Source organism: Rhodoblastus sp. (assembly GCF_052145335.1).
Classification (GTDB): domain Bacteria; phylum Pseudomonadota; class Alphaproteobacteria; order Rhizobiales; family Beijerinckiaceae; genus Rhodoblastus.
The window spans coordinates 1-20,671 of sequence record NZ_JBKQOU010000094.1; the positions used below are offsets into that span (position 1 = coordinate 1).

Here is a 20,671-nt window from a genome sequence, read left to right on the forward strand (position 1 = left end):
TTGGCGATTTCCGAGCCGATGAAGGTGTCGCCATTGGCCGAAATCGTGCCGACCTGGGCGATTTCGTCGTTGGAGGTGACTTTTTTCGAGTTCTTCTTGAGGTCGGCGACGATGGCTTCGACAGCCAAGTCGATGCCGCGCTTCAGATCCATCGGGTTGAGGCCGGCGGCGACCGCCTTGGCGCCTTCGCGCACGATGGAAGCGGCGAGAACCGTCGCCGTGGTGGTGCCGTCGCCGGCGATGTCGTTCTGCTTGGAGGCGACTTCTCGAACCAACTGGGCGCCGAGATTCTCGAACCGGTCGGAAAGTTCGATTTCCTTGGCGACGGTAACGCCGTCCTTGGTAATGCGCGGGGCGCCGAACGACTTTTCGATCACGACGTTACGACCCTTGGGGCCGAGTGTGACCTTTACCGCATTCGCGAGGATTTCGACGCCGCGCAGCAGACGATCGCGCGCATCGGTGGAGAAACGGACTTCTTTGGCAGCCATTAGTTAAGCTCCTGATGGATTAAGGGGATTGAGGAGGTTCAGCCGACGATGCCGAGGATGTCGGATTCCTTCATGATCAGGAGGTCCTGACCATCGATCTTGACTTCGGTGCCGGACCATTTGCCGAACAGCACGCGGTCGCCGGCCTTGACGTCCAGCGGGACAAGCTTGCCGGCTTCGTCGCGGGCGCCGGGGCCGACGGCGACGATTTCGCCTTCCTGCGGCTTTTCCTTGGCGGTATCGGGGATGATGATGCCGCCTTTGGTCTTTTCTTCGCTATCGACGCGCTTGACGACTACGCGGTCATGGAGGGGACGGAAGGCCATGGGAATGTCCTGTAGGTTGAGCCGGTGCGGCCGCAATGGCCGTGGCTGGTAAATGAGAGCCCTTTAGCACTCACGACAAGAGAGTGCTAACAGGCTGGCCGGTAGATAGGATCGGCCCATCGCGCTGTCAAGGTTTTCGGGAGGTTTTGAGTTGCTCCGCGCGGGTCACGGTGAACGGGCGGAGAAAGCCCGCAAGACTTTCTTATCGACAACGCGCTAGTTTGCCGCCATGACTGCCGGCCACTGTTTTCGCGCGGGAAAATGCCGATGAGCGTCGTGCTGACGTTTCTCATCAATACGATCTTCAACCTGATCGTCGGCTTGATCGTCGCCAAATTCCTCGGCCCCGCCGAATATGGCAAATTCGCCCTGGCCGTGGCGGTCATGACGTTCGGCCAGGCTTTGGCCTTCGAATGGATCCGCCAATGCGGCATCCGCTTCTATTCGGAGCGCACGCGCCTCGAGGCGCCGCAAGTGCGGGCCACGCTGGACGCCGCCTTTCTAGCCTTGACGCTGCTGTTTCCGCCTATCGCGCTGGCTCTGGCTTTTTTCGGGCCGAAAATCTCGCTGCCGCGCGACCTGGTCGCCCTGGCTTGCGTCGCCGCCATCGCCAATGGCCTGTTTGATTATCGAACGGCTCTGGCGCGGGCGCGCTTCAATGACGGGCTCTACGTGCGCCTGATCGTCACCAAGAACCTCCTCGCCGTGGTGATGACGGCGGGCGGCGCCTGGGCGACCGGGTCGGCTAAAGTCGCGCTGATCGCCGGCATGTCGAGCTTGCTCGGCTCGATCTTCCTCTGGCGCAACGGCATGGCCGACAGCGGCGCCGGCCGGCAAAAGGCCGATCCGCAACTCGCCCGGCAATATGCCGGCTACGCCCTGCCGATCGTCGCGGCCATCGTACTCTATCAATTGATCCCGCTCGCCAACCGCGACCTGGCGGCGCGCTTTTACGGCTTCGCCGAAACCGGCCGCTTCGCCCTGGCCTATGATCTCGGCCAGCGCGCGGTTCAGGCGATCGGTTCGGCGCTCGACGTCCTGCTGTTCCAGATCGCGGTGCGGGCGCATGATGCGCACGGCGAGGACCACGGCAAAGAGCAGATCGCGCGGAACATGGCGGCGGTCCTGGCCATTCTGGCCCCGGCCTGCGTTGGCGTCTGGATCGTCCTGCCCTCGGTTGAAGCCCTGATCGTGCCGGAAGCTTTTCGCGGACCCTTCGCGCATTTCCTGAGCCTGATGCTGCCGGGGCTGTTCTGCCTTGCCGTCAGCCAGTTCGCGATCAACGCCGTTTTCCAGATTTCGCGCAAAACCTGGCCGATGGCGCTGGCCGCGCTCGCAGCCGTGCTCGCCAATCCGCTTTTCGTGCTGGTTCTGCCGCGCGGAACTGACGCTACCAGCCTCGCCATGGCCCAAAGCCTCAGCTTTGCGGTGGGTCTGGTCGTGCTGATCGGCTTCGCCCAGGCCAATGCGCCGCAGTGGCCGCGCGGGCGCGATCTCGTCCTGACGGCGCTGGCCTCCGGCGGCATGGCGGCCTTGGCGGGTCCGCTGCGGTACTCCGCTCCCGGGCTGGCGCTGATGGCGGCCCAGATCGTGCTCGGCGGCGGCTTTTATCTGTCGATGGTGGCGATCTTCGACATCGCCGGCTTGCGCTGCGTCTTTCTGGATGCCAGCCGGCCGGCGCTTGTGTGGCTCGACCGCAAGGGCTGGCTATTCAACACTCGCTGACGACGCTGTTTTTCACATCCGTTTTAAACGCTATCGGCGCGCCGAAAAATCATTCGACGAAAAAAGGCGGGCTTTTCGGCCCGCCTTCGCAAATCAGGTGTTTCGCGCAATCAGGCGCTGGCGGCTTCCGCCACACCGGCCGCCTTTTTGGCGATTTCGCGCTTCAGCTTGAGGGCGTCGACCGAGAGTTCGGCGTCGCGGGCCTTGAGCAGGAAAGCGTCGAGGCCGCCGCGATGCTCGACCGAGCGCAGGGCGGCGGCGGCGATGCGCAGGCGCACCGAACGCTGCAGCGAGTCCGAGATCAGCGAGACATTGACGAGGTTCGGCAGGAACCGCGTACGGGTCTTGTGATTGGAATGGCTGACGAGATTGCCGGACTGCACGGCCTTGCCGGTCAATTCGCAACGGCGGGACATTGGGTATCCTTTCGATTCCTGATCACGCCGGCGATGGAAGCCCGCGCCGGCTCGCGCCGGAAAATAAAGGCCTTGCGGCCGAAATTCGTGAAACCGCCGATTCGCTTGCCGTCGCAGGAGGCCTTGCCGCCATCCGGAAACACGAAAGCGCCGCAGGAACGAATGTTCCGCGTAAGACGGTTCATGGAGCGGCGTTCATAATGGAGGAAGGCCGAAAGGTCAAGCGCGCAAGCCGCCTGAACGACCGCGAATGTTGGATGTTAACCGAATTCAGGCGCCCTCCGCCGCGCTCGCGTTGGCCCGCGCGGGCTGACGCCCGGAGCGGCGGGGGCCTCGCCACGATAGCGGCAGCTTCTTGCTGCACTGGCCGCGTTGGAAACGATAATCGCGGGTGTCGTATCGAACCGGACCTCTGCGGGAACTCGGTTACGCCCGGGCCGCGATCTCCGAAGTCAACGCTTGACAAGAACGGCGGTTGACTGACCAAGCGGCGAGCCGCCCCACGGCGCGGAGGCCGCATCGATGAATTCCGGTTCTGAAAATCCGAGATCTTCGGCCCACCGCGCAATCGCATTTCGCTCGATGAATGTGTTCAAATGCGATTGAGTGCGTTGTTTCGTCGCGGCCACCGTATCCTTGAGGATTTGCCAATGCCCGGGCTCGGCGAATTCGATGAAGGAAAAAACGACTTTGCCGCCCGGTTGCAGAACACGCTTCGCTTCCTCAAGGTAGATGAAGCTTTCGCTGTGAAGCAAATGCGTGAAGACGCTGAATGCGGTGAAAAAGTTTTGCGATTCGTCGGGAGCCGGTAAACTCAAATCCTTGTGCAGGATGAATTTGTAATTGGGGCGCGATTTTCCCGCGGCATAGTCCAGCAACGATTGAACGACGTCAGTTCCAGTATAGTTGATGTCGAACGATTGGCTTAACGCGCTGGCGAGCCTGCCGCTTCCGCATCCAAGATCGAAAATCGACATTCCGTTCGCCAGGCCGCAGTGCCGCAAAAGATCGCGTTCGATCGTGCCGATGAGATCGTAATTGCCGCCAACCGCGAGGCTCATCGCCTCATCCAGAGGATACGTCGCGATCAAATTGGCAATGACGCGTTCGTAATCTTCGACGAAATGGAATTCCGCCATGTAATTAGCCTCCTCGCGTTGCGTTGGCCTCAGCTACCAGAGTTGGGGGCGCTCTGCAAACCCGCGGGAGCGTCGGTGTCGGCCCACAAAAGGGGAGCCGACGGGCGCCTGTTCAAATCTGTTCTTTGGGTCTGGCGCGCACAACCGGGCGGCAAAAAAAGCGGGCGTCGAATTGCAAGACCGCGCCGCGTCATGAAAAATTTGATTCAAAGCAGCTTGCTGCAAAACGAATTGGTCGGAGTGATAGGATTCGAACCTACGACCCCCTCGTCCCGAACGAGGTGCGCTACCAGGCTGCGCTACACTCCGACATTTGCGGCGAAACTGCTTCCGCCGCGCCCTGGAGGCCCGCCTTATAGCGGCGCCTTAGGGAGGCGGCAAGCGAAAAGGCGTGGTCGCGCGAAAGACTTTTTGGCGCGTCACGCGGGCGCCATTATATTGTCTATCAATAGCTCCGAATCAGTTCGGTCGAACTTTTGTCTTCGCATTGCGCGCCCGCGTCCCCTCGCGGCCGCCGTAAGGGCCGCCACGGCATGAAATTTTTGTCCTCTCGCGCATCCGCTTTTCTGGCGGGCGCACTCTGCGTGGCTGGCGGCGCCTTTGCCGTGACCGGCCCGGCTCGTGCGGAAACCATGCACGCCAGCTATCGCGTCTCGCTGATCGGCCTGCCGATCGGCATCGCCGTGGCCAATAGTTCGATCGTCGAGAAAAACTACAAGGTCGATCTCAACGTGCGCCTGACCGGGCTGGCCGCGCTGGTGTCCAATCTCAAAATGGCGCTGGCCTCGTCCGGGACTTACGAAGGGGGCGCAATCGCTCCGTTCGCCTACGCGACCACAGCCTCCAATTCGCGTGAAACCCGCACGCTGCGCATGGCCCTGGACTCCGGCACCGTGCGGCAGGTGCAATATTCCCCCTATTGGGACGGCGACAAGGGCCCCGAACGGGTGCCGCTGATGGATGAACACAAGCGCGATATTCTCGACCCGCTCTCGGCCTTCATCCTGCCAGTTCCGGCAGGCGCCAACCCGGTCGGACCCGGCGCCTGCAACCGGCGCGTGCCGGTGTTCGACGGTTATACGCGCTTCGACGTGACCCTGTCCTATGTCGGCGTCAGGGAGGTCAAGACCGCCGGCTATAGCGGCCCGGTGACGATCTGCTCGGCCCGCTACATCCCGATCGCCGGTCACAAGGTCACCGCCAAGTCGACCAAATTCATGGCGGAAAACAAGGATATGGAAGTCTGGCTGGCGCCCGTTCCCAATATCCACGTGGTCGTGCCCTATCGGGTCTCTCTGATGACCCTGGCCGGAACGGCGGTGATCGAGGCGTCGGAACTGCGCTTCGCGCCCTAACGTGGAACCCGAATCGTCGAACCTGTTGACAAATCAGCGCTCCGGAGTCCGTGGCGTTTCACCGCAACGGCTGGATTTTGACGCGGCCGATTCAACCTTTGGCGCCTTCGCGCGTTCAACCAACGATATATGGCGCGAACAAAGCAGGATTCTTCACCGGTCGTCGATTCGGGCGCGATTCGTTCGCGCAAGGTTCGTTTTGTTAACGCAGACGCGTCTTCATCTTGGCCGGACAACACTGCAGATCATTGGTTTTATTGATTAAAAAATAGAAGCTAACGAAAACGGAGACGCCGGACGGTGTTGAAACGAGACAGCTAATTCATTTCCGACAGCGCCTTCGTCGACTCGCTTGAAACGCAGCAGGCGCTATATTGCTAGGAGGCGCGGTCTTGGCGAACAGGCCTGTTCGGGCTTTTTCGCGCGCCGCTCTGGGAGTTTGGCCCGCAATGGCTTTCATGTCCGGCCTGTCGCCGCGCTTGCCCGCGCCGGCGCAATCGCAAAAAAACGTCTCCGCCATTCTCGGTCCGACCAATACCGGCAAGACCCATTTCGCTATCGAGCGGATGCTTAGCTATCCGGCCGGGATGATTGGCCTGCCGCTGCGCCTCCTGGCGCGCGAGGTCTATAATCGCGTCGTGGCGAAAGTCGGCGCTGACTCTGTGGCGCTGATCACCGGCGAGGAGAAGATCAAGCCGGCGCGTCCGCGCTACTGGGTTTCGACCGTCGAGGCGATGCCACGCGATCTCGACCTTCCCTTCGTCGCCATAGACGAGATCCAGCTCGCCGCCAGCTTCGACCGCGGACACGTTTTCACCGATCGCATTCTCAACCGGCGCGGGACGCAGGAAACCCTGCTGATCGGCGCGGCGACCATGCAGAATGTGCTGGAAAACCTCCTGCCGGGCTTGCGTGTAAACTCCCGTCCGCGGCTGTCGCAATTGAGTTTCGCCGGCGACCGCAAAATCGCGCGGCTGCCGCGCCGCAGCGCCATCGTCGCCTTCCGGGTCGAGGATGTTTACGCCATTGCCGAATGGATCAGGCGCCAGCGCGGGGGCGCCGCCGTGGTCCTTGGGGCTCTGAGCCCGCGCACCCGCAACGCCCAGATCGAACTCTACCAGAACGGCGATGTCGATTATATCGTCGCCACCGACGCCATCGGCATGGGGCTCAATCTCGACGTCGATCACGTCGCCTTCGCGTCGGACCGCAAATTCGACGGTTTTCAGCATCGTCGCCTCAATCCGGCGGAATTCGGCCAGATCGCCGGCCGCGCCGGGCGCCATACCCGCGACGGCACTTTTGGGACCAGCGGCCGCTGCCCGCCTTTCGACGAAGAACTGGCGCAGATGGTCGAGGCGCACGCTTTCGAGCCCGTTACCCTGTTGCAATGGCGCAACGCAACGCTGGATTTTTCGAGCATCGAGGATCTTCTCGCGTCGCTCGACGTCACGCCGGTGGATCGCGCCTTGTCCCGCGCGCCGGTCTCCGAGGACCAGATCGCGCTCGAAACCGCCTCGCGCGACGCCAAAGTGCGGCGCAACGCCAAAACCCGCGCCGATATCGAAAGGCTGTGGGAGGTTTGCCAGATCCCCGATTATCGCAAGACTTCTCCCGCCGCCCATGCCGACCTGGTCTTGACGGTGTATAATTTTATCGTGCGCGCCGGACGAATTCCCAACGACTGGTTCGCCCAGCAAATTTCCAGCCTCGACCGCACCGATGGGGACATCGATGCGTTGTCGGGACGCATCAATCAGGTGCGCACTTGCACCTTCATCGCCAACCGTTCCGACTGGTTGATCGATCCGGAGCATTGGCAGGGCGTCGCGCGTCAGGTAGAGGACAGTCTGTCCGACGCTTTGCACGCGCGCCTGACCCAAAGATTTGTCGACCGGCGCGCCAGCGTGCTGATGCGCCGCCTGAGAGAGAACACAATGTTGGAAGCCGAAGTCACATCCACGGGCCAAGTCATGGTCGAGGGGCAACACGTCGGCTCCCTTGCCGGATTTTGTTTCACCCACGACCCCCAGGCCGCCGGCGAAGAAGCCAAGACCCTCAACGCCGCCGCGCAGAAGGCTTTGGCGAGCGAGATCGAGGCGCGGGCCAAGCGCGTGCATGAAGCAGTGGATGAGGCTTTCGTCCTGGCCAACGACGGCGTGATCCGCTGGCTCGGCGAGCCTGTCGGCCGGATCGTGGCGGGCGACCATATTTTGAAACCTCGCGCCAAGATCATTGCCGACGAGACCTTGACCGGCCCGCTGCTCGAAATGGTGCAGACCCGGGTCGATCTCTGGCTGGGCCAGCATGTAAAAAAATTGCTCGGCGCGCTGGACGAGTTGGAGAACGGCGATGGCCTCGAAGGGGTGGCTCGCGGCATCGCCTTCCAGATTGGGGAATCCCTTGGCGTGCTGGAGCGTTCGCGCGTCGCCGACGAAATGAAGACCCTGCCGCAGGAGGCGCGCGGCGCCCTGCGCAAACTCGGCGTGCGTTTCGGCGCCTATCATCTTTATCTGCCCGCGCTGCTCAAGCCCGCCCCGCGCGCGCTGGCGGCGCAGCTCTGGGCGCTGAAACACGGCGGGCTGGAAGTGGTCAAGGGCATTGACGAAGTGGCGCACCTCGCTTCTTCTGGCCGCACTTCCTTCGCCGCCGACCCGCAGGTCAATCGCGGCCTGTATCGGGCGGCGGGTTTCCGCGTCTGCGGCGAACGCGCGGTGCGCGTTGATATTCTGGAGCGTCTTGCCGACCTGATCCGGCCCGCGATCGCCTATCGCCCCGGGGTCACCGCCGGCGACGCGCCTCCCGGCGCCGCCGATGGCGAAGGTTTTGTGGTCACCGTCGCCATGACCTCGCTAGCCGGCTGTTCCGGCGAGAGCTTTGCGAGCATTTTGAAGTCGCTGGGTTACGCCAGCGAACAGCGGCCCGGCCCTGCCATCACCGTAGCGCTGATCCCCAAGGCGGCGATGGAGCCGGCCAAGCCTGTGATTACGGAGCCGGTGATCGCGGAGGCGCCCGTCGCCGAGGCGGCGGAGGTGGAAGCTTCAGCGCCGGATGCCGCGGAAACCAGCGAGGCCGCCGCCGAGCCGGTGACAGGAATTCTTTCCGAGCCCGTTATCGCGGAAGCTCCGTTCGCGCCAGAAGCGGCGGTCGAGGTCGCGCCTGAGGCCGAGGCGCCGGAAACGCCGGCTGACACCGAGACCGCTCCCACGCAAGAGGCTCCGGCGCAAGAGGCTCCCGCGGAAGAGCCGCCGGCGGCAATTGAGGAATCGGCGGCCGTCGAGAGCGCGGAGATCGAAAACGCCGCAGAAGCCGAGCCGGCGCAGGATTCGGCTGCAGAGGCCGCCGCTCCAGCCGAAGAAGTCGCTGAAACTGCGCCGCCTGAAGGCGAGACCGTCGAGGAAGCCGCGCCGGCCGAAGTGGCGATGATCGAAGTCTGGAGGCCGCAGCGCCATCAGCATGGCCGTGGGCGCCAAGATCGCGGGCAGGAGCGAGGCGGACAGGATCAGCAGCATCGCCGCCACGGCTCGCGCCGCCAGCCGCAGGGCGCTCCGCGTGCCGTCGAAGGTGCGCCCGTGGTTGAAGGACAGGCGCAGCCGCCGCAGGACGAGGGCGCGCAGCCGGAACAACGAAAATTCGACCGGCCGCGCCGCGACGACCGCCGCCCGGAAGGCGGCAAGCCGCGCGAACCCCGCATCTTCGAAATCAAATTCGACGGCAAGCGCCGCGACGATCAGCGCGCTGGCGAGCAGCGGGGCGGCGACAAGCGCCGCGACGATCAGCGCGGCGGCGAGCGCAACTTCGCCGAAAAGCCGCCGCGTCGCGAAAAAGTGGCGGACCCGGATTCGCCCTTCGCCAAACTGGCGGCGCTCAAGGCCGAGCTGGAAGCCAAGAACAAGAAGAGCTGAACCGTCGCCCGTCATTGCAAGGCACGAATCCTGGATTGCTTCGCTCCGCCCGGTTTGCTGGCCTGAGCTTATGCACCGAGAAGCGCGTTTCGCGCTGCGATCAGCCCCGCTGTCGAGCCGTCCAGCCCGCTCACATCGGCCTTGGGATCCGCCACCAGCGGAACCAGACGGTTGCACAATTCCTTGCCCAGTTCGACGCCCCATTGATCGAAGGGGTTGATGTCCCAGATCACCGATTGGACGAAAACCTTGTGCTCGTAGAGCGCGACGATGCGGCCGAGCGTGCGCGGCGTCAGCGCCCGATAGAGGAAGGTCGAGGACGGACGGTCGCCGGAAAACACCTTGTGCGGCGCCAATTCGTCGACTTGCGCCGAACTCAAGCCCTGCGCTTGAAGAATCTCGCGCACTTCCTTTTCCGGACGGCCGCGTAAAAACGCTTCGCTCTGCGCGAGGCAATTGGCGAACAGCAGCGTGTGATGGTGGTCGTCGGCGTCGGTCGGCTGCGCGGCGACGAGGAAATCGACCGGCGCTATTTCCGTTCCCTGGTGCAGCAACTGGAAGAAGGCGTGCTGGCTGTTCGTGCCAGGCTCGCCAAAAACGATTCCGCCGGTGGCGCGCGGCGTCGGCGCGCCATCGCGCATCACGCTTTTGCCGTTGGATTCCATGTCGAGCTGTTGCAGATAGGCCGGGAAACGGGCGAGGCGCTGGTCGTAGGGAATCACCGCCTGCGCGGCATAGCCCCATATATTGCGGTGCCAGACGCCAATCAGCGCCATCAGCACCGGAATATTGTGCGACAGCGGCGTCCGCTGGAAATGTTCGTCGACGTCGTAACCGCCGCGCAGGAATTCTTCGAAATTTTGCGGGCCGATGGCGATGGTCAGGCTGAGGCCGATGGCCGACCACATCGAATAGCGCCCGCCGACCCAGTCCCAAAAACCGAATACCCGGTCGGATTTGACGCCAAATTCCGCGACTTTATTGAGACGCGTTGAAACAGCGGCGAAATGGTCGCCGACAGCTTCCTCCCCCAAGGCGGCGGCGACCCAGGCGCGGGCGCTGGCGGCATTGGTCATGGTTTCCTGGGTGGTGAAGGTTTTCGACGAGACGATGAACAGGGTGGTCGCCGGATCGAGCCCTGCCAGCACATCGGCAATGTCGGCGCCGTCGACGTTGGAGACGAAATGCGGTTTGAGATCCGGTTTGCCAAAGGGCGACAGCGCGCGCGCCGCCATCGCCGGCCCGAGATCCGACCCGCCGATGCCGATATTGACGATATCGTTGAATATATCGCCCCGGGCGCCGCAGATGGTTCCTCCGCGCACCGCGTCGGCGAAAGCCGCCACTTTCTTGCGCTCGGCCAGCACGGCGGGCATGACATCGGCACCGTCGACCAGGATCGGCCGGCCGGAAAAATTGCGCAAGGCCATGTGCAGCGCAGGACGGTTTTCCGTGGCGTTGACTTTTTCACCGTCGAACAAGGCGCTGCGGCGCTCTTCCAGACGGGCGGCGCGGGCAAGGTCGAGGAGATGGCCGAGCGTAGCCTTGGTCAGGCGGTTTTTCGAATAATCATAGACAAGGTCGTCGAGTTTTACGGAAAAATTGGCGAAACGGCTGGGATCGGCGGCGAAAAGATCGATGACGCGGTGAGAGGCGATTTCGACGCGATGCGTTTCCAGGGCGGCGAAGGCGGCGGCGACGGCGGTGCGATCCATTGCGAGACCTCTGATCTTGGCTTTAGCCGTGCGCAAGTTAGACCGCGTCACGGCAAAAACAACCGCTTTTTGAGGCCAATGGGCGATGGCGCTTGCGGTTCGTCGGGTTTTGCGTTTGAACGGCGCATGGCTCCTCCCATTCTCGTTTTGCAAGGCATCGGCCTTACCCTTGGCGGCAAGCCGTTGATCGAATCCGCCGATCTTTCGGTCGAGCGCGGCGACCGGCTGTGTCTGGTCGGGCGCAACGGCTCCGGCAAATCGACCCTGCTGAAAATCGCCGCCGGCCAGGTCGAGGCCGATCACGGCCAGCGCTTCCTGCAGCCCGACGCCACCGTGCGCTATTTGCCGCAGGAGCCCGACGTCGCCGGCTACGACAGCGTGTTCGATTATGTCGCGGCCGGTTTGGCGCATGGCGACGACGATTACCGAGCACACTATCTGCTCGACCAACTGGGCCTGACCGGCTCGGAAAAGCCGGAAAACCTTTCCGGCGGCGAAAGCCGCCGCGCGGCGCTGGCCCGCGTGCTGGCGCCCGAACCCGACATTCTGCTGCTCGACGAGCCGACCAACCATCTCGACCTGCCGGCCATCGAATGGCTGGAAAGTGAATTGCAGAGCCTGCGCTCGGCTCTAGTGCTGATCAGCCATGACCGGCGCTTCCTGCAAAATCTTTCGCGCGCCACCATTTGGCTCGACCGCGGCGTGACGAGGCGGCTCGATCGCGGTTTTGGCGAATTCGAAACCTGGCGCGACGCGCAACTGGAGCAGGAGGAGCGCGACGCGCAAAAGCTCGACCGCAGGATCGTCGCCGAGGAACATTGGGTGCGCTATGGCGTGACGGCGCGGCGCAAGCGCAACGTCCGCCGCATGGCGGGACTGGCGCAATTGCGCTCCGAGCGACGCGAGGCGAAGAAATCGGTCGGCGAGGTCAAGATCTCCGTCGCCGAGGGAAAGGTCTCCGGCCGGCTGGTGGTCGAGGCCGAAAATGTCTCGAAAAGCTATAACGAGCGGACCATCGTCAAGAACCTGTCGCTGCGGCTTCTCCGCGGAGATCGTTTGGCGCTGGTCGGGCCGAACGGCGCCGGAAAGACCACTTTGATCAATCTGCTGACCGGCGAGATCGAGCCAGACATGGGCACGGTCAGGCTTGGAACCAACCTGCAGATGGCGACGCTCGACCAGCGCCGCGCCGCGCTCGATCCAGACGCCACCCTCGCCGACACTTTGACCGGCGGCGGCTCCGACTGGGTCGAGATAAACGGCGAGCGCAAGCACGTCATCGGCTATATGAAGGATTTTTTGTTCCCGCCGGAACAGGCGCGCACGCCGACGGGAAAACTTTCCGGCGGCGAGCGGGCGCGGCTTTTGCTGGCGCGGGCCTTGTCGCTGCCGTCGAATTTTCTCGTGCTCGACGAGCCGACTAACGATCTCGATCTCGAAACGCTCGATCTGCTCCAGGAAATGCTCGGCGATTATCCCGGCACCATCCTGCTGGTCAGCCATGACCGCGATTTCCTCGACCGCGTCGCCGGGTCGGTGCTGGTGTCGGAAGGCGAGGGCCGCTGGATCGAATATGCCGGTGGCTATACCGACATGCTGAGCCAGCGCGGTTTCGGGCTGGCGCCTAATGTCAAGGCCAAGCCACCCGAGAAGAAGCCGGCCGCCGAGACGCCGTCGGCGCCGCGTCCGGACGCCAGGCGCCGCCTGAGTTTCAAGGAAAAGCACGCGCTGGAGAACTTGCCCGCCACCATCGATAAACTGCGCGCCACTGCCGGCAGATTACACGCCATTCTCGACGATCACGAGCTTTACGCCCGCGACCCGCAGCGTTTCAGCGACGCCAGCGCTTTGCTCGCCAAAACGGAAAGCGAGCTTGCCGCCGCCGAGAATCAATGGCTGGAGCTGGAGATTCTTCGCGAGGAAATCGGCGGCTGAGGCCGGAACAGCAATATTGCCATGCCCCGGCGCCGCGCGCATCATTCCGTCCTTACAAAAAAATGGGGGCTGGGGAGATGGAAGGCTTGATGCAGCGGCGGGAATTGCTGATTTCCTCCATCATTGTCCATGCCGCGCGCCATCATGGCGACGGCGAAGTCGTCTCCCGCCGCGAAGATGGCAGGATCGTCCGCACCACCTATGCGGCGATCGAGCGCCGCGCCCGCCGCCTTGTCGGCGTGTTGCGTGCGCTGGGCGTCAAACCCGGCGACCGCGTCGCGACGCTGGCGATGAACAGCGACCGCCATCTCGAGCTTTATTACGCCATTTCCGGCATGGGCGCTGTCTGCAACACGGTCAATCCGCGCCTGTCGCCCGACGACATCGCCTATATCGCGGCTCACGCCGAAGACGGGCTGTTTTTCGTCGACCCCTGTTTTCTGCCGCTCATCGCTGCGATCGCGCCGAACCTCTCCGATTTTTTGCGCGCGGTCGTCGTTCTGGCCGAGCGCGGCGAGATGAAGCCTTGCGCCTTGCCGCCCGGCGTCGCGCTCCATTGCTATGAGACCCTGCTGGCGGAGGCGAGTGACGAACCGGAATGGCCGAGCTTCGATGAAAATACGGCTTCCGCGCTCTGCTACACATCGGGCACGACGGGGCGGCCGAAAGGCGTGCTCTATTCGCACCGCTCCACGCTCCTTCACGCCATGACGTTGAATTTTGCCGACACATTAGGCCTTCGGGCGACGGATCGGGTGGTCGCCGTCGTGCCGATGTTCCATGTCAACGCCTGGGGCCTGCCCTATATGGCGCCCATGGTCGGCGCGGCATTGTTGATGCCCGGACGCCATCTCGATGCGGTCAATCTGCTCGGCCTGATGAATGCGGAGCGCGCGAATCTATCGGTCGGCGTTCCAACCGTTTTTCTGGGCCTGATCGATCATCTGCGCAGGACCGGGGAGAAGTTCGAGACCCTGAAGCGCATCCTGGTCGGCGGCGCTGCTTTTCCGCGCGCGCTGATCGCCGAATATGGCAAGTTCGGCGTGAGCGTCTCGCATGGCTGGGGCATGACCGAGAGCAGCCCGGTCGTCACTCTATACGCCCCCAAACCGGCGACGGCGCAACTTGACGCGGAGGCGCTTCTCGACCTGCAGGCGAAGCAGGGGCGCGTTCTCTATGGCGTCGACGTGCGCGCCGAAAACGAATCCGGCGCGGAAGTCCCGTGGGACGGCAAGACCCAGGGAAATCTGGTGTTTCGCGGCCATTGGGTGGCCAGCGCCTATTTCCGGCAGCCGGGAAGCCAAGTAGGCGAGGAAGGCTGGTTCCCGACCGGCGATGTCGGCGTGATCGACGAACAGGGCTTTGTCCAGCTGACCGACCGGACCAAGGATCTCATCAAATCCGGCGGCGAGTGGATCAGCTCCATCGCGCTGGAGAATATCGCCGTCGGCCACCCGCAGGTGGCGGAGGCGGCGGCCGTCGCGACGCCGGACGAAAAATGGGGCGAAAGGCCGCTACTGATCGTGGTTCCCCGCACCGGATGCGCGCCGGAGCCCGAGGATGTGCGCAAATTCTTCGAGGGCAAGACGCCGAACTGGTCGATTCCCGACCGGGTGATCGTGGCGGAGGAACTGCCGCACGGCGCGACCGGAAAAATCCTGAAATCAAAATTGCGCGAGCTTTACACTGGGCCGCAGAAGCCCTGAAAAGACGCCATGCGCCGGGCGAAATCTTGTGCCATAAAGCTACATACCCCTCTGCACGGGTGAAACCTGTGAAGAGGGGTTAGGAGCGAACGCGACGCCGAGCTTATGCGAGGGTTTCGCTAACTGCGACTTTTCGCGGTTAGCGAAAAATAATATATGGAGACCAGCGGCATGACCGGCTCTTTCGACGTCATCGTCTATCACAATCCCGCCTGCGGCACGTCGCGCAACGTGCTGGGATTGATCCGCAACGCCGGGATCGAACCCCATGTCGTCGAATATCTGAAAAGCCCGCCGAACCGGGCGCTGCTGGAAAGCCTCCTCGCCCGCGCCGGCTTAAAAATCCGCGATATTTTGCGCAAGAAAGGCACGCCCTATGCGGAGCTTGGCCTCGACAATCCGGCCGTGAGCGACGACGATATTTTCGCCGCTATTGCTAAAAACCCGATCCTGATCGAGCGGCCGCTGGTCGTCAGCCCGAAAGGCGTGCGCCTCTGCCGCCCGTCCGAACTGGTTCTGGAACTGCTGCCGCCGCAGCGCGGCGAGTTCTTCAAGGAAGATGGCGAGCGCATCGTCGACGAAAAAGGCCGTCCCGTCGCTTCGGCTTAAAGTCAGCGGCGCCGCCGAGCCTGTTTCACCAATTCTGATCCAGATCCGGTCCAACCTGGACATCGGCAGGGGCCTCGACCATCCGGGCGTAATTGCTGCTCGAGTGCACGGGGGCGGGTTCGCCCGGATCGAGCCAGTCGTCGTTGGTCAAGACATTGGCGGGCAAAGGAATGGCCGAGCGGGGATGCACCGTCAGCGTCGACTGGGAAAAAGCCGGTTCGTATGCTGCAACGGCGCAAAGACAGGCTACGCCGGCCGCCATGAAAATCTTGACCATGTCATCCTCTTTTCACGCTTAGAGCCGTTTTCAAGAAGTGGACACCGGTTCGCGTGAAGAACCTTTAGGTCCGCGTTAGCGAAAACGCGTCAGAACCAAAACTAGAGCCCCGATCCGATTCAATCGGATCGGAAAAGGCTCAAGAGTGCGGGCGGGGTCACTTTTGGGCGCCTGGCGCGATGAAACTGCGCAGCAGCAAGGTGAAACGATGCTTCTGGTCGGCGTCCATGCTGTCGAACAGCGGCGCCGCCGCCTCGGCGACTTTTTGCAATTCCTCGCCACGCGCAATCAGATCCTTGGCGCCAAGCTTCATCCCCTGAATGACTTCGTCCTTCTCGTGGAACACCATCGCTTGTTCCCGGAACGATTTGCGCCGCGTCGCCCGCGCGCTGGAAACCTCGCGCAAGACCTTTTCCAGGCTGTCCCAGTCCTTTACTTGCGCCGGGGTCAATTTCAACCCCGCCTTCAGGGCGGCGATCCGAGCTTCCATCAGAGTGGCGCGGTCCTCCTCGCTCTGTTGGGCCTGGGACGAAGGCTCGGCGGGTTCCGCCGCGGTTTGGCTGATCGCGGGAAATGCCATGAGGGCCGCCGTTACGCCAATGAGGAAATGTCTTTTCATGGAACCCTTCTTCAGTTTCAGCGGATTTTCGGGCGACTCTCGCCATGCGGAGCGGAAAATGCATCGATATTGCTTTTTCCACAAGCAGAAGCTTTGTGTTTGTCCAGCACCTGGGCCGCTGACAGCCTTGGCGATGGATCAGGCCAACCGCTTCGGCGCGGTGGGACGGTCGGTCTTGTAATCGCCGCGCGTGGCGAGGGCGAAAGCGCCGAGGCCCAGGGCCAAGGCGGTAATCCACCACAGCTGCAGGGTGGCTGCGCCGAAAACGCCCATGGCGGCGACATAGGTCAGGCCGCCGAGCCAGAAAGGCGCAAGCCGCTGCGATTCCGCCGCCGCGGTCTTGAAGCACAAATAGATCAGCGCGCCGCCGCTCAGGGCGCCGATCAGGCCGAGATCGGTCCAGGCTTCGAACAGCAGCGAATGGGACGCCTGCGCCGGCAGATAGCCGCGCGAGAAACCGGAGCCGACGAAATTGAAGCCGTGGCCGGTGAGCATGCGCACGCCGTCATTGACGATCATGCCATTCCAGATCTTCAGGCCCTGCAGCGGTCCGGGCGCTTCCGCGCCAAAAAACGGACCGAGCAGCAGCGGCAAGGCGGGCGCGAAAATGAAACAGGCTGCGAAAACGCCGCCGACCCAGCGTCCGGCGCGGGGCGCATCGGTCCAGGCAGTGGCCAGGACCAGAGCCGCCAGGCCCGTCGCCGCCAGGGCGGCGGGAACATGGACCGATATCGCCGCCGTCAGCGCGACAATGCCCAGGCTGACCGAAAGCGTCAGGCGGTTGCGCAGGGCGGTCGCCGCCAGAGCTGGCCAGAGCAGCAGCAGCATGGCCTCCGCCGCGCGGATCATGGTTTCGTTGTCCTCGCCCTCGCCCCCATCGCTTGAGAACGTCATGTTGAGGAAAATCGCGCCGAACGCGGTCAGCGCCACGCCCAGAGGCAGAAGATAGAGATTGGCGGCCTTGCTGCGCGCCGGCAGCGAGGCTGCGACGGGCAGGACGCACAGGAAAGTCGAGAAAATCTTCAAAAGGCGCGGCGCGGCTTCGGCAGGGAATGGCGTCCACAGCAGCGAAGCCAGCGCCCAGATCGCGAGAAACATCGCGGCGAGGCCGATGGGCGAGACAAGAAAAGCAAAAACCTCATGCATCCGCATGCGAGGCGCGAGAACCATACCGCCGGCGAGGATCAGCGCGCCGGCGATGGGCGTGAGGATGAAGATCGAACGCTGCGACAGCAAAAGCGCCAGCGGCGCGACGACAAAAGCCACGACAAGGCCAAGCCGCAGCAGGAGATTGGCTGCGTCGGCGGCGGCTTGATCGGTGGTGGTGTTGGCCATCGGTTCAAAATTCAGGGGTCAAAAAACGGATTCCGCATCTTCGTGCATCATCTTAGACAAAGCCATGTTGCGCGGCTGTGCGCAATCGGCAACAGTCGCGGCCAAATTTCAACTTTGCCCGTCTGGAGCTTGGGTATTGGGAGGTTCGATGATGATTCAGATCACGCGGACCATCGCGCTGGACGAAGCCGAATTGCGCGAGGAATTCATCCGCGCCTCCGGTCCCGGCGGCCAGAATGTCAACAAGGTCGAATCGGCGGTGCAACTGCGCTTCAACGTCCTGGAGTCGCCCAGCCTGCCCGAGCCGGTTCGGCAAAGGCTGATCGTACTGGCGGGCAAGCGCCTGGCTGGCAGCGGCGATCTGGTAATCGCGGCGCGGCGCTTTCGTACCCAGGAGCGCAATCGCGCCGACGCCCTGGAAAAGCTGATCGAACTGATCCGCGAGGCGGCGCGGCCTCCACAGCCGCCCCGCCGCGCCACCCGTCCCACCTACGCTTCGAAATTGCGCCGTCTCGACGGCAAGAAACAGCGCGGCTCGGTCAAATCCATGCGAGGCAAGCCCGGCGAGGACTGACGCTCCATCCGCGACGGACGTCATTCGCTCGATGTGAGGCTTTCGCAAGAGGAAAGATAGGGCCAACTTGCCGCCGCGCCGCGCCAATGGTACGCCTGCCGCGCTGCAGCGGCGCGAAAAGGCGCGCGCCTTTTGCTGCGAAAGCTCCGGAAAAACAGGGAATCCGGCGCTCTCAGGCGGTCCTCTGGATCGCTGAAGGCGACCCACAGGATCGATCATGACCAACTTTTTGCACCGGGGCGACCTGCCCAATGATTTCCGGCCCGGCGACAGCGTCGCTATCGACACCGAGACGCTTGGCCTCAATCCGCACCGCGACCGGCTTTGCCTGGTTCAGCTTTCGACCGGCGACGGTTCCGCCCATCTGGTGCAGATCGCCAAGGGCCAGACCCGGGCCCCCAATCTGACGCGCCTGCTCGTGGACGAGAAGGTCACTAAAATCTTCCATTTCGCCCGCTTCGACCTTGCCATTTTGCAAAAAACATTTGGCTTCCGCGCCAGACCGGTCTACTGCACCAAGATCGCCTCGAGAATGACCCGCACCTATACCGATCGCCACGGCCTCAAGGACCTGCTGCGCGACCTGCTTGGCGTGGAAATCTCCAAACAGCAGCAATCCTCGGATTGGGGCGCCGACAACCTGACCGAGGCGCAGCTCGCCTACGCCGCCTCCGACGTTTTGCATCTCCATGCCTTGCGCGAAAAGCTCGATGTCATGCTGGCGCGGGAAAACAGAGACAAGATTGCGCGGGAATGTTTCGACTTCCTGCCTGCGCGCGCGGAACTGGATTTGCTGGGCTGGCCCGAAACCGATATTTTCGCCCATATGTGACGGCGAAGCGCCCTCCGAAGGGCGCGCGAAATTCTTCAACTTTCCAAGGCGACGACGTTCAGTTGGCATTCATGCGGGACATCTTATGAGGAAGCGCCTTGAGCTTGGCAAATGGACGCTATGACGGGAATGGGCCGAGCCCTGGCGCAAGGCGGCAACATGCAGGCTGATCGAACGGGTCCTTCCGGCAAGAGCTCGCGCGCCGTCTCCGGACGCACACGCGCCTTCAGGTCCGCCGCCCGCCATAGCGCGCGGGTCAAATGGCTGCGCCGGCTGATCTTCGCGGGCGCGGCCGTGACCAGCATTGGCGTGGTCTGGTATTCTTGGTTCCGCACCCGCGACGTCGCGGAAACCCATATCTCGCTCGAAAGCTTCGGCATCAGCAGCGACAAGGTGACGATGGAGCGCCCACGGATGACCGGTGTGAGGCGCGACGGGCGGCCCTATGAAGTGACGGCAGACACCGGCGTCCAACATCCGGGCGATCCCAACCGCACTGACCTGACCAATCTCGACGCTCGCCTGCGTCTGTCCGACGATGGCGAGACGCGGGTGCTGGGTGAACACGGCCTCTATGATTCCGCCGCGCAAACACTGGATCTTTCCGGCCATGTCCATATCAAGGGCGCTACCTACGATCTCGCCATGCAAACCGGCGCCATGAATTTCAAGACCAACGCACTCAGCTCCAACGACCCGGTGCGGCTGGATTTCGACGGCGGCTGGGTGAGTTCGGACCGCATGACCATGACGCCGAATGGCGAGCAGATCATTTTCATCGGTAATGTCCATTCGATGTTCAATTCCACACCGGAACAGGGCCCGGCGCCGTCGGACCGGAAAAACAATTGAGATGGAGCGCGTCTTGTCCCCTTTGACGAAATGGACGCCCAAATTGGCGCCCCAATTGGCGCTCTTGGGCACGGCTCTGGCCCTGCTGGCGTCGCCCCCCAACGCCTCCATGGCGCAGCAGCCCGGCACAGGGGCGCCGCAGCAGCCAGCCAAAAGCGCCCCAAAACCCGCCAAAAGCGCGCCGAAGCCCAAGCCGACGGCCGCCGCCCCCTCGAAGCCGGCGCCGGCGACCGCGCCCGCCGCGACGGCCGCGCCTGCCGCCGCTGCTAGTTCGACGCTGCTGCCGGGCGCTGACAACCATCAGCCGATCAATATCGCCGCTGACAAGCTCGATTATTTCGACAAGGAGCAGAAGCTCATCTACACCGGCAATGTCGTAGCGGTGCAGGGCGATTCCCGCATCAACGCCACGGTTTTGACCATATTTCTGGACAAGAAGCCTACGGGTTCCGGCGCAGCCCCGGCTCCCGCGCCCTCCGGGCCCGCCGGCGCCTCGGGCGGTTCGCAGGTGCGACGCATGGAAGGCCAGGGGCCTGTCGCCGTCACCAGCAAGGACCAGGTCGGAACCGGCGATGCGCTGGTCTACGACAAGCCCGAAAACAAATTCTATCTCATCGGCCATGTCGCCTTGTCGCAGGGCGAGAATGTCACACGCGGCGACAAGCTTGTTTATGACCTGACCACCGGCCAGGCCGTGGTTTCCTCGAGCGGGCGGGTGCGCAGCCTGATCATACCTGGCGACCAGAACGCCAAGCCGGGAGATCCCCAACCGGCTACCCCAACAGCTGCCCAACCGGCGCCGCAAGCTGCGTCGCCGAATAAAACCAGCCATTGACGGGATCAGGCGAAGACATGCTCAA

At 63.1% G+C, this 20,671-nt stretch carries 18 protein-coding genes and 1 tRNA gene; 10 read left to right on the forward strand and 9 right to left on the reverse strand.

What is annotated here, in order from left to right; genetic code table 11:
- Together ACLP2E_RS07020 and groES are read right to left on the reverse strand one after the other, a co-directional pair.
- The coding region (locus ACLP2E_RS07020; RefSeq protein WP_442465508.1) for a TCP-1/cpn60 chaperonin family protein at positions 1-491 on the reverse strand (491 nt) is incomplete at its 3' end.
- 38 nt (positions 492-529) lie between these two features.
- A complete protein-coding gene (gene groES / locus ACLP2E_RS07025; protein ID WP_442462818.1) occupies positions 530-817 on the reverse strand; it encodes a co-chaperone GroES in 288 nt (95 codons plus the stop codon).
- 267 nt (positions 818-1,084) lie between these two features.
- Between groES and ACLP2E_RS07030 the strand changes: the two genes are divergently transcribed.
- Positions 1,085-2,542, forward strand: a complete 1,458-nt coding sequence (locus tag ACLP2E_RS07030; protein ID WP_442462819.1) for a lipopolysaccharide biosynthesis protein — start codon at positions 1,085-1,087, stop codon at positions 2,540-2,542.
- Between the two features lie 110 nt (positions 2,543-2,652).
- Here ACLP2E_RS07030 and rpmB read toward each other — a convergent pair whose 3' ends face one another.
- The 3 genes from rpmB to ACLP2E_RS07045 all read right to left on the reverse strand — a co-directional run bounded on the left by rpmB (position 2,653) and on the right by ACLP2E_RS07045 (position 4,406).
- Entirely contained in the window at positions 2,653-2,958 is a 306-nt protein-coding gene (gene rpmB / locus ACLP2E_RS07035; protein WP_442462820.1) for a 50S ribosomal protein L28, read from the reverse strand.
- 452 nt (positions 2,959-3,410) lie between these two features.
- A complete protein-coding gene (locus ACLP2E_RS07040) occupies positions 3,411-4,097 on the reverse strand; it encodes a class I SAM-dependent methyltransferase (RefSeq protein WP_442462821.1) in 687 nt (228 codons plus the stop codon).
- Positions 4,098-4,329: 232 nt separating this feature from the next.
- Positions 4,330-4,406: transfer RNA gene (locus ACLP2E_RS07045), tRNA-Pro, on the reverse strand.
- Positions 4,407-4,630: 224 nt separating this feature from the next.
- Between ACLP2E_RS07045 and ACLP2E_RS07050 the strand changes: the two genes are divergently transcribed.
- The gene (locus tag ACLP2E_RS07050; protein WP_442462822.1) at positions 4,631-5,452 is read left to right on the forward strand and encodes a DUF3108 domain-containing protein; all 822 of its coding nucleotides are present in this window, start codon (positions 4,631-4,633) and stop codon (positions 5,450-5,452) included.
- 449 nt (positions 5,453-5,901) lie between these two features.
- A complete protein-coding gene (locus ACLP2E_RS07055) occupies positions 5,902-9,357 on the forward strand; it encodes a helicase-related protein (protein ID WP_442465509.1) in 3,456 nt (1,151 codons plus the stop codon).
- Between the two features lie 68 nt (positions 9,358-9,425).
- On the opposite strand, the gene pgi is transcribed toward ACLP2E_RS07055, so the two are convergent.
- Complete coding sequence (gene pgi / locus ACLP2E_RS07060) at positions 9,426-11,072, reverse strand: glucose-6-phosphate isomerase (RefSeq protein ID WP_442465510.1); 1,647 nt, start codon at positions 11,070-11,072, stop codon at positions 9,426-9,428.
- 126 nt (positions 11,073-11,198) lie between these two features.
- Between pgi and ACLP2E_RS07065 the strand changes: the two genes are divergently transcribed.
- The 3 genes from ACLP2E_RS07065 (at position 11,199) to arsC (ending at position 15,322) form a co-directional block, all read left to right on the forward strand.
- Positions 11,199-13,007 (forward strand): ABC-F family ATP-binding cassette domain-containing protein, encoded by a 1,809-nt coding sequence (locus ACLP2E_RS07065; protein ID WP_442465511.1) that lies wholly within the window; start codon positions 11,199-11,201, stop codon positions 13,005-13,007.
- A gap of 89 nt (positions 13,008-13,096) precedes the next feature.
- Positions 13,097-14,713 (forward strand): long-chain fatty acid--CoA ligase, encoded by a 1,617-nt coding sequence (locus ACLP2E_RS07070; RefSeq protein WP_442464532.1) that lies wholly within the window; start codon positions 13,097-13,099, stop codon positions 14,711-14,713.
- A gap of 171 nt (positions 14,714-14,884) precedes the next feature.
- The gene (arsC, locus tag ACLP2E_RS07075) at positions 14,885-15,322 is read left to right on the forward strand and encodes an arsenate reductase (glutaredoxin) (RefSeq protein WP_442464533.1); all 438 of its coding nucleotides are present in this window, start codon (positions 14,885-14,887) and stop codon (positions 15,320-15,322) included.
- Positions 15,323-15,347: 25 nt separating this feature from the next.
- Here arsC and ACLP2E_RS07080 read toward each other — a convergent pair whose 3' ends face one another.
- The 3 genes from ACLP2E_RS07080 to ACLP2E_RS07090 form a co-directional block, all read right to left on the reverse strand.
- Positions 15,348-15,599: a hypothetical protein gene (locus ACLP2E_RS07080; protein WP_442464534.1), complete on the reverse strand. Its 252-nt coding sequence runs from the start codon at positions 15,597-15,599 to the stop codon at positions 15,348-15,350.
- A 157-nt stretch (positions 15,600-15,756) separates the two neighbouring features.
- Entirely contained in the window at positions 15,757-16,218 is a 462-nt protein-coding gene (locus ACLP2E_RS07085; protein ID WP_442464535.1) for a Spy/CpxP family protein refolding chaperone, read from the reverse strand.
- 138 nt (positions 16,219-16,356) lie between these two features.
- Positions 16,357-17,553 (reverse strand): hypothetical protein, encoded by a 1,197-nt coding sequence (locus tag ACLP2E_RS07090; RefSeq protein WP_442461326.1) that lies wholly within the window; start codon positions 17,551-17,553, stop codon positions 16,357-16,359.
- Between the two features lie 151 nt (positions 17,554-17,704).
- Between ACLP2E_RS07090 and arfB the strand changes: the two genes are divergently transcribed.
- The 4 genes from arfB to ACLP2E_RS07110 all read left to right on the forward strand — a co-directional run bounded on the left by arfB (position 17,705) and on the right by ACLP2E_RS07110 (position 20,646).
- On the forward strand, positions 17,705-18,127 hold the full coding sequence (gene arfB / locus ACLP2E_RS07095) for an alternative ribosome rescue aminoacyl-tRNA hydrolase ArfB (RefSeq protein ID WP_442465521.1): 423 nt from the start codon (positions 17,705-17,707) through the stop codon (positions 18,125-18,127).
- A gap of 217 nt (positions 18,128-18,344) precedes the next feature.
- Entirely contained in the window at positions 18,345-18,959 is a 615-nt protein-coding gene (locus tag ACLP2E_RS07100; RefSeq protein ID WP_442461325.1) for a ribonuclease D, read from the forward strand.
- 111 nt (positions 18,960-19,070) lie between these two features.
- Complete coding sequence (gene lptC / locus ACLP2E_RS07105) at positions 19,071-19,811, forward strand: LPS export ABC transporter periplasmic protein LptC (protein ID WP_442465512.1); 741 nt, start codon at positions 19,071-19,073, stop codon at positions 19,809-19,811.
- A gap of 13 nt (positions 19,812-19,824) precedes the next feature.
- Entirely contained in the window at positions 19,825-20,646 is an 822-nt protein-coding gene (locus ACLP2E_RS07110) for an LptA/OstA family protein (RefSeq protein WP_442461323.1), read from the forward strand.
- Positions 20,647-20,671: the final 25 nt, after the last annotated feature.

Excerpts from the sequence above, each read along its gene's own strand:
- arsC (WP_442464533.1), top strand. The coding sequence starts at position 14,885 with ATGACCGGCTCTTTCGACGTCATCGTCTATCACAATCCCGCCTGCGGC.
- ACLP2E_RS07085 (WP_442464535.1), bottom strand. The coding sequence starts at position 16,218 with ATGAAAAGACATTTCCTCATTGGCGTAACGGCGGCCCTCATGGCATTT.
- ACLP2E_RS07100 (WP_442461325.1), top strand. The coding sequence starts at position 18,345 with ATGACCAACTTTTTGCACCGGGGCGACCTGCCCAATGATTTCCGGCCC.
- ACLP2E_RS07090 (WP_442461326.1), bottom strand. The coding sequence starts at position 17,553 with ATGGCCAACACCACCACCGATCAAGCCGCCGCCGACGCAGCCAATCTC.
- ACLP2E_RS07065 (WP_442465511.1), top strand. The coding sequence starts at position 11,199 with ATGGCTCCTCCCATTCTCGTTTTGCAAGGCATCGGCCTTACCCTTGGC.
- ACLP2E_RS07055 (WP_442465509.1), top strand. The coding sequence starts at position 5,902 with ATGGCTTTCATGTCCGGCCTGTCGCCGCGCTTGCCCGCGCCGGCGCAA.
- ACLP2E_RS07040 (WP_442462821.1), bottom strand. The coding sequence starts at position 4,097 with ATGGCGGAATTCCATTTCGTCGAAGATTACGAACGCGTCATTGCCAAT.
- groES (WP_442462818.1), bottom strand. The coding sequence starts at position 817 with ATGGCCTTCCGTCCCCTCCATGACCGCGTAGTCGTCAAGCGCGTCGAT.
- ACLP2E_RS07080 (WP_442464534.1), bottom strand. The coding sequence starts at position 15,599 with ATGGTCAAGATTTTCATGGCGGCCGGCGTAGCCTGTCTTTGCGCCGTT.
- pgi (WP_442465510.1), bottom strand. The coding sequence starts at position 11,072 with ATGGATCGCACCGCCGTCGCCGCCGCCTTCGCCGCCCTGGAAACGCAT.
- ACLP2E_RS07030 (WP_442462819.1), top strand. The coding sequence starts at position 1,085 with ATGAGCGTCGTGCTGACGTTTCTCATCAATACGATCTTCAACCTGATC.
- ACLP2E_RS07070 (WP_442464532.1), top strand. The coding sequence starts at position 13,097 with ATGCAGCGGCGGGAATTGCTGATTTCCTCCATCATTGTCCATGCCGCG.
- ACLP2E_RS07050 (WP_442462822.1), top strand. The coding sequence starts at position 4,631 with ATGAAATTTTTGTCCTCTCGCGCATCCGCTTTTCTGGCGGGCGCACTC.
- lptC (WP_442465512.1), top strand. The coding sequence starts at position 19,071 with ATGGACGCTATGACGGGAATGGGCCGAGCCCTGGCGCAAGGCGGCAAC.
- rpmB (WP_442462820.1), bottom strand. The coding sequence starts at position 2,958 with ATGTCCCGCCGTTGCGAATTGACCGGCAAGGCCGTGCAGTCCGGCAAT.
- arfB (WP_442465521.1), top strand. The coding sequence starts at position 17,705 with ATGATTCAGATCACGCGGACCATCGCGCTGGACGAAGCCGAATTGCGC.